The 17,263-nt window shown below is 56.3% G+C and carries 13 protein-coding genes and 1 pseudogene; 10 read left to right on the forward strand and 4 right to left on the reverse strand.

Annotated features, from left to right (window positions below; all coding sequences use genetic code 11):
- Positions 1–83 precede the first annotated feature (83 nt).
- Positions 84–1,925 carry a M3 family oligoendopeptidase gene (locus tag RMR16_RS10915; protein ID WP_320198207.1) on the forward strand — a complete coding sequence of 614 codons (1,842 nt, stop codon included), beginning with the start codon at positions 84–86 and terminating at the stop codon, positions 1,923–1,925.
- A gap of 81 nt (positions 1,926–2,006) precedes the next feature.
- Positions 2,007–2,642, forward strand: a complete 636-nt coding sequence (locus RMR16_RS10920) for an aminotransferase class IV family protein (RefSeq protein ID WP_320198206.1) — start codon at positions 2,007–2,009, stop codon at positions 2,640–2,642.
- A gap of 237 nt (positions 2,643–2,879) precedes the next feature.
- Here RMR16_RS10920 and RMR16_RS10925 read toward each other — a convergent pair whose 3' ends face one another.
- The gene (locus RMR16_RS10925; RefSeq protein ID WP_320198205.1) at positions 2,880–3,788 is read right to left on the reverse strand and encodes a sensor domain-containing diguanylate cyclase; all 909 of its coding nucleotides are present in this window, start codon (positions 3,786–3,788) and stop codon (positions 2,880–2,882) included.
- Between the two features lie 244 nt (positions 3,789–4,032).
- Here RMR16_RS10925 and RMR16_RS10930 point away from each other — a divergent pair, with 244 nt between their 5' ends.
- The 6 genes and pseudogenes from RMR16_RS10930 (at position 4,033) to RMR16_RS10955 (ending at position 11,175) form a co-directional block, all read left to right on the forward strand.
- A complete protein-coding gene (locus RMR16_RS10930; protein WP_320198204.1) occupies positions 4,033–5,481 on the forward strand; it encodes a homospermidine synthase in 1,449 nt (482 codons plus the stop codon).
- Between the two features lie 153 nt (positions 5,482–5,634).
- Positions 5,635–6,006 (forward strand): outer membrane lipoprotein Omp10, encoded by a 372-nt coding sequence (omp10, locus tag RMR16_RS10935; RefSeq protein ID WP_320198203.1) that lies wholly within the window; start codon positions 5,635–5,637, stop codon positions 6,004–6,006.
- A gap of 210 nt (positions 6,007–6,216) precedes the next feature.
- Positions 6,217–8,139, forward strand: a complete 1,923-nt coding sequence (locus tag RMR16_RS10940) for a 5'-nucleotidase C-terminal domain-containing protein (RefSeq protein WP_320198202.1) — start codon at positions 6,217–6,219, stop codon at positions 8,137–8,139.
- 437 nt (positions 8,140–8,576) lie between these two features.
- On the forward strand, positions 8,577–9,611 hold the full coding sequence (gene hemH / locus RMR16_RS10945; RefSeq protein ID WP_320198201.1) for a ferrochelatase: 1,035 nt from the start codon (positions 8,577–8,579) through the stop codon (positions 9,609–9,611).
- 33 nt (positions 9,612–9,644) lie between these two features.
- Positions 9,645–10,709: an SPFH domain-containing protein gene (locus RMR16_RS10950; RefSeq protein ID WP_320198200.1), complete on the forward strand. Its 1,065-nt coding sequence runs from the start codon at positions 9,645–9,647 to the stop codon at positions 10,707–10,709.
- 1 nt (position 10,710) lies between these two features.
- Positions 10,711–11,175 (forward strand): annotated as a pseudogene (locus tag RMR16_RS10955) (NfeD family protein).
- 18 nt (positions 11,176–11,193) lie between these two features.
- Here RMR16_RS10955 and RMR16_RS10960 read toward each other — a convergent pair.
- Together RMR16_RS10960 and RMR16_RS10965 are read right to left on the reverse strand one after the other, a co-directional pair.
- Positions 11,194–12,189, reverse strand: a complete 996-nt coding sequence (locus tag RMR16_RS10960; RefSeq protein WP_320198199.1) for a KpsF/GutQ family sugar-phosphate isomerase — start codon at positions 12,187–12,189, stop codon at positions 11,194–11,196.
- Positions 12,190–12,267: 78 nt separating this feature from the next.
- Positions 12,268–12,732: a DUF3617 family protein gene (locus RMR16_RS10965; protein ID WP_320198198.1), complete on the reverse strand. Its 465-nt coding sequence runs from the start codon at positions 12,730–12,732 to the stop codon at positions 12,268–12,270.
- 266 nt (positions 12,733–12,998) lie between these two features.
- On the opposite strand from RMR16_RS10965, the gene RMR16_RS10970 reads away from it, so the two are divergent.
- A complete protein-coding gene (locus tag RMR16_RS10970) occupies positions 12,999–14,516 on the forward strand; it encodes an outer membrane beta-barrel protein (protein WP_320198197.1) in 1,518 nt (505 codons plus the stop codon).
- Between the two features lie 400 nt (positions 14,517–14,916).
- Here the strand turns inward: RMR16_RS10970 and galU are convergent, their stop codons facing one another.
- A complete protein-coding gene (gene galU / locus RMR16_RS10975; protein ID WP_320198196.1) occupies positions 14,917–15,804 on the reverse strand; it encodes a UTP--glucose-1-phosphate uridylyltransferase GalU in 888 nt (295 codons plus the stop codon).
- A gap of 241 nt (positions 15,805–16,045) precedes the next feature.
- On the opposite strand from galU, the gene RMR16_RS10980 reads away from it, so the two are divergent.
- Positions 16,046–17,227, forward strand: coding sequence for a lytic murein transglycosylase (locus tag RMR16_RS10980; RefSeq protein ID WP_320198534.1), 1,182 nt, complete (start codon positions 16,046–16,048; stop codon positions 17,225–17,227).
- Positions 17,228–17,263 lie beyond the last annotated feature (36 nt).

Raw genomic sequence — 17,263 nt, forward strand, 5'->3', positions numbered from 1 at the left:
TGAGAATTGCTTGCATTTTATGCATTGCCACAGGAAACACAGCCCCCATATGCTTCGATGCAGAGATAATGAGGACAGCCGGAATGACAGTGAAACCTTCGATCCCCACGCCCGCCTTTTCCACCGCAGAAGCAACCAGCGCCGCATTGGGCGACCTGCCGACATGGAAGCTCTCCGATCTTTATCCGTCTGCGGAGGGAGCCGAATATAAAGGCGCACTGGAAGAGGCGGCAAAAGCCGCCACGGCCTTTGAGGACAAATGGAAGGGCAAGCTGGAGGACGCCGCAAAGCTTTCCGGCAATGAGGGCATCGGTGCTGCGCTGAAAGAATATGAAGCGCTGGATGATCTGATTGGCCGCATCGGCTCTTTTGCGGGACTGACCTATTTTTCCGACACGTCCAACCCGGCCAATGGCAAGCTTTATGGCGATGCCCAATCGAAGCTGACCGATATTTCCGCGCATCTGCTGTTCTTTGCGCTGGAACTGAACCGCATCGATGATGCTGCGATAGATGCCGCCATCGCCAATGATCCGCTGACCGGTCATTACCGGCCATGGCTGATAGACTTGCGCAAGGACAAGCCGCATCAGCTGGATGACAGACTGGAACAGCTTTTCCTTGAAAAATCGATGACCAGCGCTGCCGCATTCAATCGCCTGTTCGATGAAACCATGACTGATCTGCGGTTCGACATCGATGGTGAAAGCGTCGCACTGGAAGTCACGCTCAACATGTTGCAGGAACCGGACCCGGAAACCCGCAAAAAGGCAGCGCAGGCTCTGAGCGCGACCTTCAAGGACAATCTGCGCGTTTTCACGCTGATTACCAACACGCTGGCCAAGGACAAGGACATCTCCGACCGCTGGCGCAAGTTCGAAGACATTGCCGACAGCCGCCACTTGGCAAACCGCGTGGAGCGCGAAGTTGTGGACGCGCTGGCCGCAGCCGTCAAACAGGCTTACCCACGCCTGTCGCATCGCTATTACGCGATGAAGGCGAAGTGGCTGGGCATGGAACAAATGAACTATTGGGACCGCAACGCCCCCCTGCCGGATAGCTCCAACGCGCTTATTTCATGGGAAGAGGCCAAGGACACGGTTCTGTCTGCCTATGGCGATTTTGCGCCTGAAATGGCCGATATCGCCCGCCGCTTCTTCGATGAGCAATGGATCGATGCCCCTGCTCGAACAGGCAAGGCACCGGGCGCTTTCGCCCACCCGACCGTACCTTCCGCTCATCCTTATGTGCTGGTCAACTATCTCGGAAAGCCGCGTGACGTGATGACCTTGGCCCACGAATTGGGCCATGGCGTGCATCAGGTGCTGGCAAGCGAACAGGGCGCGTTGATGTGCGCAACGCCGCTAACGCTGGCGGAAACGGCCTCCGTCTTTGGCGAAATGCTGACCTTCCGCAAGCTGCTGGATGGCACCGAGGACGCCCGAGAGCGCAAGGCAATGCTGGCCCGCAAGGTGGAGGACATGATCAACACGGTCGTGCGCCAGATTGCCTTTTACGATTTCGAGCGCAAGGTTCACACCGCCCGCAAGGACGGCGAACTCACTGCCGAGCAGATCGGTGAGCTGTGGCTTTCGGTTCAGGAGGAGAGCCTTGGACCGGCGATCAAGATTTCGGAAGGCTATGAAACATGGTGGACCTACATCCCCCACTTCATCCATTCTCCGTTTTACGTCTATGCCTATGCCTTCGGTGATTGCCTCGTAAACTCGCTTTATGCGGTCTATCAGAACGCAGAAACAGGTTTCCAGGACAAATATTTCGAGCTTCTGAAAGCCGGCGGCACTAAGCATCACTCCGAGCTTTTGAAGCCGTTCGGCCTTGATGCGACCGACCCAGCCTTCTGGAGCAAGGGCCTTTCGATGATCGAAGGACTGATCGACGAATTGGAAGCGCTCGATAAATAATCGCAAAACCGGCGCGGCTCCCATTTCGGGCAAGCTTCGCCGGTTTATGCTGGCTTACGTAACGGAATACGGACAGAGAGCATGAAACGCAAACCCGCCGACCTGACGTTGAGGGAAACGCTGCGCTGGGAACCCGTGGCCGGTTTCCAGAGGCTGGAGCAACATTTGCGCCGACTGGTGCGCTCTGCCGATGCGCTGGGATTTCGTGCACCCGTGGATACGGTCAAAGCGCTGACTGAAACCGTCAGCGGTGACGCGCCGATGACCGTACGCGTTGTGATGAATTACAAGGGCGAGCTGGATATTGCCGCCGAACCCTTCGTTGCGCTGCCTGCTGGAGTGGTCTGGCGGTTGAAGATCGCAGAAAAGACGCGGCTCGATTCCAGCGACACCTTCTACCGTCACAAATCGTCGCGCCGCGAACCCTATGATGCGGCGCGTGCGGAATTTTCTGCCAAAGAGGCAGACGAGGTTTTGCTGCTGAACGAGCGCGGCGAGATTTGCGAAGGCGCCACCACAAGCCTCTTCGTGGAAAGCCCCGATGGGCAACTGCTGACGCCGCCTCTGGACAGCGGCATTCTGCCGGGTGTGCTACGGGCAGACCTTATTCGCGAACGCAAGGCGCGTGGGCAGGCGTTGAGGCCGCAGGATTTACAAGGCCGCAAGCTGTTTGTCGGGAATTCTTTGCATGGGCTGGTGGCGGCGGAGTTGGTGTGAAGACCGTTCTCTGTGGATCGCGGTGAGCGTTGGTGGGTTTGGTTTACCCCCCTCTGCCCTGCCGGGCATCTCCCCCACAGGTAGGGAGATCGGCAAGTGGCGCGCGCTCGTCCATCTTGAACGCTGCGGATGAAATGAAGCCTTTGCGTCTCGCCGATCTCCCTCCTTGTGGGGGAGATGCCCGGCAGGGCAGAGGGGGGGTAAACCACAACCACCAACGCTCTTTAAATGCTCAAATCACTCCAAAACCCATTCCACCCGCGCCCGCCCTCTCTCCTTGGCGAGATAAAGCGCGCGATCTGCCCGCTGATAAAGATCGCTGCTGCTCTCTCCGGGCTGGTAGAGGGAAAGCCCAGCCGAACAGCTGTAGGAAAAATCCGTCGCACCCGGAAACGGGCAGGACGACGTCACCTTTTCCAGAAGCCGCTCAACGATGCCGATACATTCCGACAATATGGTGCGCGGCATGATCAGCATGAACTCCTCACCCCCAACCCGCCCGAAACAATCGGAACGGCGGATTGTGGAATGGGCAATCTTGACGAAGTCTCGCAGCACCGTGTCCCCGCCCTGATGGCCGAAGCGGTCATTGATACTTTTGAAGAAATCGATGTCCATGACGCAAAGTCCGAACGAGCTTTCGATGCCTTTCTGCACATTGTCGATCTGAACGCCGAGCTTGGTGAAGACGAAACGGCGGTTGGCGGTGCCAGTCAACTCGTCCGTTTGGGCTGCGCGCATGGCGATATCGCGGTCTTGACGCAGACTGCGCTGGTTTTGCCTCAGTGCCGTGATATCGCTACCAACGCACAACATCCAGCCATCCGTCTGCACCGTTTCGGTCATCCAGATCCAGCGACCATCATGCATATCCAGTTCCAGCCCGCGAAAAGGAAGCTTGCCCCGGCGTGATTGCGCCGACAGCAGCCACGCATCGAAATCGCTGGTGGTGATGATGAGACCGTTTTTATTGTGATAATTCGAGGAGATGATTTCAACCCAAGTGGGGAAAGCATCATCGGCCAGATTAAAGGCCTGGCGAAAGGCACGATTGGCGTGACGAAGCCGGTCATCCATATCGTAAAGCGCAATGAATACAGGCGTCATGTCCTGCAACGCGGCAACACGTTCTATAAGACTATCCAAATTGGCAGTCTCCTGACGCACAATCATCGACCTCCCGTTTTGGTTGAACCAAGCACTCACCTTCCCTTATTATACAACGCAAATTGGAAATGCGTAGTCCGAAGGTATGTGGATGATTTTATGACAAACCAATCTTTTGCGGTTTACCTTTTGCGCAGTCTTCATACGCCCGTCATCCGGCTACCCTTTATTGTTACAGGCTAATCATCTAGCTTAAGCCTTGTCTTCAAATAGGAAATTCAGAATGACGGAATTGGAACACCCGATTTACGGCGAAATTACCGGTCCTATCATCATGATCGGTTTCGGCTCCATCGGGCGCGGCACGCTTCCGTTGATCGAAAGGCATTTTAAGTTCGACGTATCCCGTCTGATCGTCATCGATCCCCGCGAGGATATTGCGGACTATCTGGCAAGCAGAAACATCCGGCACATCCGCACGCACCTCACTAAAGACAACTATAAGGAGGTGTTGAAACCGCTGGTGAAGGGCGTTGAGGGCCAAGGCTTCTGCGTCAACCTTTCGGTCGATGCCTCCTCCGTCGACCTGATGCGGCTTTGCCGCAAGCACGGCATTCTTTACATCGACACGGTCGTTGAGCCATGGCCTGGCTTCTACTTCGATACCGATGCGGACAATTCTGCGCGCACCAATTATGCGCTGCGCGCCACCATGCTGAAGGAAAAGGCCAAACGCCCCGGCGGCACGACGGCGGTGTCCACCTGTGGCGCAAACCCCGGCATGGTCTCGTGGTTCGTCAAACAGGCGCTGGTCAATCTGGCTCAAGACACCGGCCTCGAGTTCGAAGAACCCGCCTCGAACGACCGTGCAGGCTGGGCAAAGCTGATGCAGACGCTGGGCGTCAAAGGCGTGCATATCGCAGAACGCGATACCCAGCGCGCCAAGGAACCCAAACCCTTCAACACATTCTGGAACACATGGTCCGTGGAAGGCTTCATTGCCGAAGGTCTGCAACCGGCAGAACTGGGCTGGGGCAGCCATGAAAAATGGATGCCCAAGAACGCCAAAAAGCACAAACAGGGCAACAAAGCCGCTATCTTCCTTGATCAGCCGGGCGCAAGCACCCGCGTGCGGACATGGTGCCCTTCGCTCGGCGCGCAATATGGCCTGCTGGTGACGCACAACGAGGCAATTTCGATTTCGGATTATTTCACCGTGCATGACAAGCACGGTCATGTCGATTTCCGCCCCACCTGCCATTACGCATACCATCCGTGCAACGACGCGGTGCTGTCGCTTTATGAGATGTTCGGCAATGGCGGCATTGCGCAACCCGTTCAGCATGTTCTGACGGAGGCTGAGTTGACCGATGGATCGGATGAACTCGGCGTGCTGCTCTACGGCCATGAGAAAAACGCCTATTGGTATGGCTCGCGCTTGACATTGGAAGAAGCGCGACGCCTTGCGCCTGACCAGAATGCCACGGGCCTTCAGGTCAGCTCTGCTGTGCTGGCGGGCATGGTCTGGGCGTTGGAGAACCCTGAGGCTGGTATCGTTGAGGCCGACGAAGTCGATTACCACCGTTGCCTGAACATTCAGCGGCGCTATCTTGGCCCGGTGGAAGGTCACTATACGGACTGGACGCCGCTGGATGGCAGGCCGGGTTTTTTCCCGGAGGATATCGACAGGGACGACCCATGGCAGTTCCGCAATATTCTCGTGCGCGGATAGGCTTCACCAAGGCTGGTGCCGGTTTGCCACGCGAAGACTTTTGTTGGCTGTGTGGGGAACCGGTGCATAGCGAGCGTCGTTCGCTTGCAATAAATTAAACTTCCCGCCATGGTCTTTTTAGAAGATCGACAAGAATCGCAGGAGACGAAAGAGATGAATTTCAAGACAGGCGCTGCCTTGGCTCTGGCCGCAATTGCTGCCTCTTCATGTGTTCCTGCATCGCAATCTCCACGCCCTATGCCCGTTGCTGTGTCGCAAGGGCCTGCGGTAGACGGTCGCTGGATTGATAAAAACGGCATCGTCTCGACATTCCAGACCGGCGCATTCTCGACCCGCTCCACGGACACAAACACCCTGCTGGCATCCGGCACCTATGTCACGATCTCGCCGACGCTTTACGAGATCAACATGACATCGCTAGTGCGCAACACGCAGTCCCGCGTCAATTGCGCCCTCATCTCCCCATCGCAGCTCAACTGCACGACGGATACCAACAGCCAGTTCACACTGACACGTCACGGCTAATCGCGGTCGAACGTCTTTCCCACATTTGTTTCAACGCGCGCGTGCAGCGCGCGTTTTTTATTTGCGCAACCCTGTCATATTTCTACTTGCAGCAGATGCCGCGAGATGAAAACATCGGCATTCGAAAGACTGTCATACTTTCACATTAGCTATGATGACAGGGAACGGCTCCCAGCTTTTCCGCTCATTTAAAACAGGAGAGACCGAACGATGAACAGGATTTTGAGATTTGGACTGATGACGGCATCAGCCATTTCGCTTTCCGCTGGTGCGGCTTTGGCTGATTACCAACTCAACATTCTCCACATCAACGATCTGCATTCGCGCCTTGAAGCGATCAACAAATTCGATTCCACCTGCTCTGCTGCGGAAGCGGACAAGAAAGAATGCTTCGGCGGCATCGCGCGCGTGAAAAGCGCCATCGACGCACGCCGCGCCGAGCTTGGTGCCAATGCAAACCTTCTCGTTCTGGACGCTGGCGACCAGTTCCAGGGCTCCCTGTTTTACACACAATATAAAAGCGGCCCCGTTGCCGAATTCATGAACGGTATCGGCTTCGATGCCATGGCCATCGGCAACCATGAGTTCGATGATGGCCCGGCAGAATTGCTCAAGCTCATCAATGCGGTAAAATTCCCGATCATCTCCGGCAACACCAAGGCCGCTGACGGCTCTGAGGTGAAAGACAAGTTCAAGGGCTACATCATCAAGGATCTCGGCGGCCAGAAGGTGGCTGTTGTTTCCGTGCTGGCCAAGGACACCAACGAAACCTCTTCTCCCGGTGACAAGATTACGTTTGAAGACGAGATCGAATATCTGAAGGGTGCCGTCAAGGAAATCCAGGATCAGGGCGTCAACAAGATCGTCGTCCTCTCGCATGTCGGATACGTCAAGGATCAGGAAATCGCCAGATCGGTTGATGGTGTCGACGTGATTGTCGGCGGCCACAGCCACACGCTGTTGTCCAGCACGGACCCGAAGGCCGCTGGCCCCTACCCGACGCTGGTGAAGAACCCGTCCGGCGTCGATGTTCCAGTCGTCACGGCCTACGCTTATTCCAAATATCTTGGCGACCTGACTGTTACCTTCGATGACAATGGCGTGGTCAAATCCACCAACGGCGCACCAAAGCTGCTGGACGCATCCGTTACGCCAGATGAAGGTTTCACCAAGCGCGTTGCCGAACTTGCGGCTCCTTTGGAAGAAATGAAGAAGAAGGAAATCGGCACAAGTGAAACATCTATCGATGGTTCGCGTGAAGTTTGCCGTGCCAAGGAATGCACCATGGGCAACCTGGTGTCCGACGCGCTTCTGGACCGCGTGAAGGATCAGGGCATCACCATCGCCATCCAGAATGGCGGCGGTTTGCGCGCTTCCATCGATGCCGGTCCGGTGACGATGGGCGAAGTGCTGACGGTTCTGCCATTCCAGAATTCCATCGCCACGTTCCAGATCAAGGGTGCCGATCTTCTTGCGGCCCTTGAAAACGGCACAAGCCAGATCGAAGACGGTGCTGGTCGCTTCGTGCAGGCGGCTGGCCTGAAATACACCTTCGACCGCTCCAAGCCAGCGGGCAGCCGCGTCGTTTCGGTCGAGACCAAGGAAGGCGACAACTTCGTCAAGCTCGACCCTGAAAAGACCTATGGCGTCGTGACCAACAACTACACCCGCACTGGCGGCGATGGCTTCAAAACCTTCGCAACCAAGGCCATCAACGCCTACGACTTCGGACCAAGCCTTGAAGACGCGGTTGCCGCCTATATCGGCGCAAACAGCCCTTACAAGCCTTACCTCGATGGCCGTATCACCGATGCCACGCCTGCGGACTATGTAGCGCCACCAAAGGAAGCCGCAAAGCCAGCAACACCAGCGCCAGCGGCTGCACCAGCCACAACGGCGCAGGCTCCGGCAGCACCGGCGCCTGCCACACCTGCTCCTGCGACACCCGCACCGGCAGCCACCACACCGGCTGCGGCTGCGAAATACGTCGTCGCACGTGGTGACTCGCTGTGGAAAATCGCTGCTGAAAAATACGGCAATGGTCTGTTGTGGAAGAAGATCGCCGAAGCCAATGCGCTGAAGCGCCCGAACCATATCGAGATCGGTGAAGAACTGAACGTTCCAGCCAACTGATCGACACGTTGATGTTGGAGAAGCCGGTTCGCATGTGCGGACCGGCTTTTTTTCTTACTTTCGTCCTTAAGGCGCAAAGGCTTACCAACGTAAAGGATAATGCGCGTGGCTACCCCCCTCTGCCCTGCCGGGCATCTCCCCCACAGGTTGGGAGATCGGCAATTGGAAAGCCCTCGCATATCTCTAACGCTGCAAATTGCGTGATGAATGTGCATCTATCCAATCTCCCAACCTGTGGGGGAGATGCCCGGCAGGGCAGAGGGGGGTGAGCCACGCTCACTGCGGCCTATGACGACCAAAAAACCGTAAAGCGTTGAAATGCCGCGCCTCGTTTGTCAAATATCAATACCGATATGGAGATCAATGCATTACAAGTTGATCCACGACGCATGTGCGAACGTATTCCTCCACACCTCATGAGCATTCAGGACGATTTTATGGTCGCAGATATTTCCACACTCCCGGCAGATCATCCGAAAGTTTCCTTCGGCAAGGTCGGCGTTCTTCTCGTCAATCTCGGCACGCCCGACGGCACGGATTACAAATCCATGCGCCGTTATCTGGCAGAGTTCCTCAGTGACAAGCGCGTCATCGAATGGTCGCGGCTGTTCTGGTATCCCCTTCTCTACGGCATCATTCTGAACAAGCGCCCGCAGAAGGTCGGCAAGGCTTACCAGTCGATCTGGAATAACGATCTGAACGAAAGCTATCTGCGCACCTATACGCGCAATCAGGGCGTTAACTTAGGAGAAGCGCTGAAGGATTTGCCGAATGTGGTGGTGGACTGGGGCATGCGTTATGGCAAGCCCAGCATTGCAGAGCGTATGGACGCACTGAAAGCACAGGGTTGCGAGAAAATTCTGCTGTTTCCGCTTTATCCGCAATATGCGGCAGCGACCACGGCTACCGTCAACGACAAGGCTTTCGAATATCTGATGAAGCAGCGGTGGCAGCCGGCTCTCCGCACCGTGCCGCCCTACCATGATGACGAAACCTATATCGATGCGCTGGCGAATTCCGTGAAAAGCCATCTGGCGACGCTGGATTGGGAACCGGAAAAAATCGTCGCGTCCTTCCATGGCATTCCGCAATCCTACTTCAAAAAGGGAGATCCCTACCATTGCCAGTGCATGAAGACGGGCCGTTTGCTGCGCGAAAAGCTGGGTCTGGACAAAGATCGCTTCCTTGTCACCTTCCAGTCCCGTTTCGGACCGGAAGAATGGCTGCAACCCTACACCGACAAGACAGTTGAACGTCTGGCATCCGAGGGCGTCAAACGCATCGCCGTGATGAACCCCGGCTTTGTGTCCGACTGTCTGGAAACGTTGGAAGAAATTGCCGGCGAAGCGGGCGAAATCTTCCATCACCATGGCGGCGAGAAGTTTACGCATATTCCTTGCCTGAACGACAGCGCAGAGGGTATGCGGGTTCTCGAAAAAGTTGTACGCAGAGAGTTGCAAGGCTGGGTGTGATCCACACCCACAAGACGTGCAGGAGGATTGGGCATGGTTGATCTTGGTGGTTTCGATATCGTCGTCATAGTTGCGGTCATACTCGTCATTCTGACGCTGTTTGCCGGTATCAAAACCGTGCCGCAAGGGTTTCGTTACACGGTGGAACGCTTCGGACGCTACACCCGCACCCTTGAACCCGGCCTCAACATCATCGTGCCGTTCATCGAGCGTATCGGTACGCGCATGAACGTCATGGAACAGGTGCTGGATATTTCGCGCCAAGAAGTCATTACCCGTGATAATGCCAGCGTCACCGCTGATGCCGTGGCCTTCTATCAGGTGCTGAATGCCGCGCAGGCCGCCTATCAGATTTCCAACCTGGAAAACGCCATCCAGAACCTGACCATGACCAACATTCGCTCCGTCATGGGGTCGATGGATCTCGATGAGCTTCTCTCCAACCGCGATGCCATCAATGAACGGCTTTTGCGTGTTGTCGATGAGGCCGTTGGCCCATGGGGCATCAAGGTCACGCGCATCGAAATCAAGGACATCGCACCGCCAAAGGATCTTGTGGACAGCATGGGGCGCCAGATGAAGGCGGAACGTGAAAAACGCGCACAGGTTCTGGAAGCCGAGGGCTCCCGTGCCGCGCAAATCCTGCGGGCCGAAGGTGCCAAGCAATCCGCTATTCTGGAAGCCGAAGGCCAGCGCGAAGCCGCGTTCCGCGATGCCGAAGCCCGTGAACGTCTGGCCGAAGCCGAAGCCAATGCCACGCGCATGGTGTCTGAGGCGATTGCCGCAGGCGATATCAACGCCATCAACTACTTCATCGCCCAGAAATACACCGAAGCCATGTCCGATATCGGCACCGCCAAAAACTCGAAAATCGTGCTGATGCCGATGGAAGCCACCGCTCTGATCGGCTCGCTGGGCGGTATCGGTGCTATTGCCAGGGAAGTCTTCGGCAAAAACAATGATGCGCCAGTAGCAGCGCCAGAGACCCCACGCACCACGGCCAACCGACCGACCGTGCCACCCACCAGCCGCCCGACGGGACAGACGATCAACGTGACAATTCCCGGAAATCCGTTCGGTTCGTCCTCGGAGAAGTGAGATGATCCACAAGCTTGTCAGCGATCTGGGACCATGGAGCTGGTGGATTTTCGGCGTCGTCCTTCTGGCTGCTGAACTGGTGGCACCGGGCGTTTTCCTCATCTGGATCGGCGCTGCGGCTTTGGTTCTGGGCGCAGTTTCGTTGGCTCTGTGAGACACTGCCTTGTGGAGCTGGCAGCTGCAATTGCTGTTGTTTGCGGTGTTGTCGGTCGTCTTTGCGTTGCTTGGCCGCAGATATTACAGCAAAGACCGCGCCCCGACAGACGAGCCTTTTCTCAACCAACGCGAGGCCAGCCTAATTGGCCGCACAGCCACGCTTCAGGAACCGATAAAAGAAGGCAGAGGCCGCATAAAGCTAGATGATACATGGTGGCCAGTACAGGGGGCAGATACGCCCGCCGGTGCGCGCGTGCGTATCGTTTCCGCCCACGGACGCGCTCTGACGGTCGAACAAATTACGGATTAGGCGCGCGAGAACGCTGGCTTACGCCACGCCAATGCGCAGCAGGTCATGGAAATGCACCAGCCCAATGGGTCGGTGATACTCATCCACCACAATCAACGCGCCGATATGGTGCTTTTCCAGTGTCGCCAGTGCGGCGGTTGCCAGCACATTTTTCGTCACCGTTTTCGGGCTCTTCGTCATGATGTCATCGACGTGGAGTTCCGCAAGGTTGAGCGCCAGATTGCGGGCCATATCGCCCTCGGTGATGATGCCGCAAAGGCGACCATCTTCATCCAGAACAGCCACGCAACCGAAATGTTTGCGGGCAAGAACGCCAATCGCTTCCACCAAAGACGTGCCTTTGGGCACCAGTGGCAGGCGCTCGCCCGTGTGCATGATATCGCCCACGAGCGCGAGGCTGGCACCGAGTTTTCCGCCCGGATGAAACACGCGAAAATCACCGGCGGTAAAGCTTCTAGCTTCCAGAAGGGCTACGGCCAAGGCATCGCCCAGGGCAAGCTGCATCATGGTGGATGTCGTGGGTGCCAACCCATGCGGGCAAGCTTCCTGCTCATTGGGAAGCAAAAGGACGATGTCGGAGGACTTGGCGAGTGAGCCGTTTTCCGCACTGGTCAGCGCAATCAACGGAATGGAAAAACGCCGCGTGTAGTTGATGATGCTGCGAAGCTCGACGCTTTCGCCACCTTTGGAGATAGCAAGCACCACATCATTGCCGCCAATCATGCCCAGATCGCCATGGTTGGCTTCTGCCGCATGAACGAAGAAGGCGGGCGTTCCGGTGGATGCAAACGTGGCCGCCAGCTTGGAGCCGATATGGCCGCTTTTACCCACGCCGGTGATGATCAACCGGCCATCCGACTTGCCAATGGCATCGATGGCCCTGCAAAAAGCGTCACCGAGCTCGCCCAAAAGCGCTTGTTCCAGCGCTGCCAGACCGTTTTTCTCAATGGAAACGGTCCGCAAGGCGGACTCGATGGCGTTGTTTTCAACCAGTGTGACAGCTCTCGTAATCATGCGCGTTGAGATACTATTTTCCGCAAACCATGTCTATTGGCCAAGCGCTGACACTTGGCCATAAATGTTTTGACCTTCTCAACGCGCCATCTTTTTCTGTCCGGGCTCCAGACCGGCAGGGCATTGGCCAGCATAGGTGGCTTGGATATTGAAGGATTGCCGTTCGGCCTTACCGTCCGCGCCCGCAAATTCGGTGGTGGACTGAAAGCGATATTCGCTTTGAAAATCGCCTGAAAAATCGACAAGAAGTTTGACCTTTCCCGTGGAGGCCGTCTCGCATTCGGCAAGCAATGTCTGACCTTCAGCCGTCTTGGTAATGGACGTGAGTTTGCACTCCTTGCCGAAATCGCTCCAGACATCGCTGTTGACGAAGTCATCCTTGCTGTCATCGATGCAGGCCGACCAATTTGCAAAAACATTGTCCTGCGATTTTACCACCCACAATCCTGCCTTGCGGGCTGGCAGGTCGGACGCCAAAGCCACGCCGAAGGGCAGCAGCACCAAAATGGCAAGGGGAGCGGTCAATCGCGAAATTATGGTCACTGTCGTTTTTTCCTCTACGGTCATGAGAACGTGCAACGCCGTCTATAACCAGCGCGGGCATCGATTGCGCCCCCCAACCCGATGTTTTTCACAAAATGTTAACCATAAAATAACCCGCAACGGGCAGAATCGCGCATGGGAAGAATAGCAAAATAACCTGTTTTTTCTTTGTAAAACAGACGCTTGAATTAAGCGTTCAGTGTATGCAAAACAACGAAAAAACTGCGTTCAGGCAAAGATTTGAACAGACCCGGATAAGAGGAAGCATGGTTTTCCAGCGCACCGCAAAACGTCTGCCGACGTGGGGACAAGCCGCGGCGATGCTGCTGGTTTGCACCGTGCTGTGCCCGGCCACCAACAGCCTTGCCCAGTCCACCACGCAGCAGCAGCCAGCATCCGGCAGCGCCAGAACGCTGACGAGCGCTGATCCTTTTCTGGGGCAGAATGACCTTTCCGTCATCGACCCGGCGAGTGCCAGCCGACAAGATACAGCGCGCACCACACCCGCGACCGACGCAATCACCACCGGCACAATCCGCCCCGGCTCTAATCCGGGCGATCCGATTTCAGAGCCTGCGGATGAGGCAACGGCACTTTATGACGAACCGCAAAATCCCTATGAGCCGACCGTGGATGGTGGCGAGAACGCTGCCTCTGCCAACGCCAACGAGGCGCCCGGCATCCGCATTGGCACACTCACCCTGCGCCCCTCCATCAGCCAGACGCTAAACCATGAAAACAAGACGTTTCCGAATGCTTCGACCAGTCGCAATTACCTGACGACCGGCATTCGCGGCACACTGACCAGTGACTGGTCGCGCCATGCGCTGACCGTAACCGGCGAAGGCGCATATCAGCGCAATCTCGGCGGCAGCAGCGCGGGCGAGGAACCGACCGCCAACATTGGCGCTGACCTGCGACTTGATCTTGGCGATGCAACGCAAGCAAATCTGACCGCCGGATATGCATTCAGCCGCGAAGACACAAATGATCCCAACGCCGTTTCCGGTGCATCCGTGCAGGGCGGTGAACATGTATTTACCGGCGGCGCATCGATAGAGCGCAATGTCGGCATATTGAAAGCACTGGCCGCACTGGACCTGTCACGCACAGTCTACACGGACGCGAAAGGCATCAACGGGCAGTCCATCAGCCTTGCCGACCGTGATCGTTATGGTGCTGGCCTTCGTGGCCGCATCGGTTACGAGCTTTCCCCTGCTCTTATTCCTTTTCTGGAAGCAACCGCTGGGCTGACCAATTACGACCAGACGCGGGATAACACCGGCTACGAGCGCTCCTCCCAATCCTACGGCGCAAAAGTTGGCGCGCAGGTTGATCTCGGCGAAAAGCTGAAGGGCGAAGCGGCGATTGGTTATCTGCGCAAGGAGTATGACGATAACCGCCTATCTGCCATCAACGCCCTGGCACTGGACGGCAAACTCAATTGGTCACCACAGCGCGGCACCGATCTCAGCCTTGGCCTACGCACCACCATTGAGGACTTTGCGGGCGGACCGCAAGGCGGCTGGATTTCCCGCCAGTTGACGGCTGGCCTGACACAGCAATTGCGCAGCGATCTGGTGGCACGTTTGACCGCCGGATTGGAGCGGCGCTCCTATCTGACATCCACCATCGAAGACCAGACGGAATATGTCGCAGGGGTCGGCCTGACCTGGAGCATCAACCGCTATCTCGATCTGACCACCGATATCAGTTATGAAACGACGCCAGCCACTGACAACAGCGCATGGCGAATTGGCGCGGGCTTGACGCTGAAGCGTTAGTGGAGATCGCCGAAGTATCCTCCCCTCATGCTGAGGCGCTTTGCCAGAAGGGCAAAGCCTCGAAGCATCCAAACTCAGCTCACCACCTGCCGCCCGCATCCCCGCCCTTCGAGGCTCCTGCGGAGCAGCTCTCCTTCGACAAGCTCAGGATGATGGGTGAGGATGCTACCGTTGCGGATTGGTGCCGGGCTATCGCGTTAAAATAAAAATCCCGGCACGAGGCCGGGATGTAAACTCACTAGAATGCTTCGCGGAGTGCGGCCCACTTCTCCGTCATCCCGGACTTGATCCGGGATCCAGCCTCACGCGTCTGCGTGAGGATAAAGTCTATCGCGCCGCAGACGCGGCGCTGCTGGATGCCGGATCAAGTCCGGCATGACGGAATATCTGAGCAGCAACCTTACTTCAGCTTGCTGACCATCGCCTTCAACGGTCCTTCAATCGACGGGCGAATATCGCCGCGTTCAAGAGCGAAAGCGAGGTTGGCGAGAATGAAGCCGTCCTTTGCGCCGCAATCGAAAGTTTCGCCGTTGAAGTGATAACCGGCAAATTCCTGTGACTTGGCAAGCGTCAACATGCCGTCTGTCAGCTGGATTTCGTTACCGGCACCACGCTCCTGATTTTCAAGAATGTCGAAAATCTGTGGCTGGAGAATGTAGCGGCCATTGATATAGAAATTCGATGGTGCCGTTCCCTTGGCAGGTTTTTCGATCATTTGCGTGATCTTGAAGCCTTCGCCGACCGTTTCGCCAACACCGACGATACCGTATTTATGGGTCTGGTCCGGTTCACATTCCTGAACGGCAATCACGTTACCGCCAGTCTGGTCGTACAGATCGACCATGCCCTTGAGGCAGCTTTTCTGGGAATGCATGATCATGTCAGGCAAAAGCACCGCGAAAGGCTCATCACCGACGATATCACGCGCGCACCACACCGCGTGGCCAAGACCGAGCGGCACCTGCTGGCGGGTGAAGCTTGCCGTGCCTGCCTTTGGCAGAATGTTCGACAGAAGCGTCAGTTCGGCATTCTTGTTGCGCTCGCGCAGCATCTGTTCGAGTTCGAACTGAATGTCGAAATAATCCTCGATCACACCCTTGCCACGCCCTGTCACAAACACGAAATGCTCGATGCCCGCTTCAGCGGCTTCATCCACCACATATTGGATGACCGGCTTGTCCACCACGGTCAGCATTTCCTTCGGAACCGCTTTGGTCGCAGGCAGGAAACGCGTTCCAAGACCGGCAACCGGGAAAACCGCTTTCCGAATTTTTTTCTGTTCTACCACACATCCCTCCTCAGAGACTCAACTGGGTTCAAAACTCACGCACGACTTTGTTATCTCAAAAGTGGCAAACTTTTGTAAATGGTGACGTTACCTTTCGTTAATGGTAAAGAATTTGTTGACTTTGAGTTGGTATTACATCGTTGAGCACGATGCGTATCTCGCAATCGAAATGAAATTCGAGAGAAACGAAAGACTGACGATGAAAAAGCTGATCCTTTCCAACGTCCGCAAGTTTGGCTGCATGGCATTTGCGGGCATCGCAATCACCCTTGCGCCAGCCACCGCCAATGCGGATGCAGGTTTTAGACAGTGGATCAACCAGTTCTATGCCACCGCCGCACAGGAAGGCATTACGAAATCCACCTACCAGAAGGCATTTGCGGGCGTTAACGAGCCTGACCCGGATGCCTTGCGCAAGGCAACCTTCCAGCCGGAATTCACCACCAAAATCTGGGATTACGTCGACAGCCGCGTCAACCCTTACACGGTGCGGATTGGCCGCGAGATGAAGGCGAAGCACGCCACGACCCTCAACTGGATCGAGCGTAACTTCAAGGTGGACAAGCACATCATCCTCGCCATCTGGTCGATGGAGTCCAATTACGGTGCCGTTCTGGAAAAGCCGGAGCGCCTGCACAATATTCCACAGGCCTTGGCAACCCTTGCCTATTCCGACCCCAAGCGCGGCAAATTTGCCCGCACGCAGTTGATTGCGGCGCTGAAAATTCTTCAGAATGGCGACGTGACACCGAAGCAACTGACCGGCTCCTGGGCCGGTGCCATGGGCCACACGCAGTTCATTCCCACCAGCTACCTGCTGTATGCGGTGGATGCGGACGGCAATGGCAAACGCGATATCTGGCACTCCATTCCCGATGCGCTGGCAACAGCCGCCAATCTTCTGGCCAAAAATGGTTGGGAGCCAGGCAAGACATGGGGATATGAAGCAGCCGTTCCAGCCGGTGGCGCACGCTATGAAGGCCAGACCAAAAGTCTCGCGGAATGGCAGAAACTCGGTTTCGCCCGTCCCAACGGCAAAAACTTTGGGCGTGGATCGGACCGCGCCATGTTGAAAATGCAGGGCGGCGGAAACGGCCCCGGCTTCCTGATGACGAAAAATTTCTTCACCATCAAAAAATACAATTCGTCCGACAGCTATGCTCTGGCCGTGGGTCTTCTGGCCGACGAGATTGCCGGTTATGGCGGCATGCAGCAACGCTGGCCGCGCCCGGACAACACACTGGACGTCAAGGAAAAGTTCGAGTTGCAAAACCGCATGAAGGAACTCGGCTATTATGATGGCGAGGTCGATGGCAATTTCGGCTCCGGTTCCAAGGCCGCAATCAGTGCAATTCAAAAGCGCATGGGCATGGAAAACGATGGCGAACCATCGCGTATGTTGCTGCGCGCATTGCGCAATTGACAGCGCCTGCGGGCGGGAACAATATTAGAAAAAAAT

The organism is Agrobacterium sp. rho-13.3 (genome assembly GCF_033957765.2).
In the GTDB taxonomy this organism is placed as follows: Bacteria; Pseudomonadota; Alphaproteobacteria; order Rhizobiales; family Rhizobiaceae; genus Agrobacterium.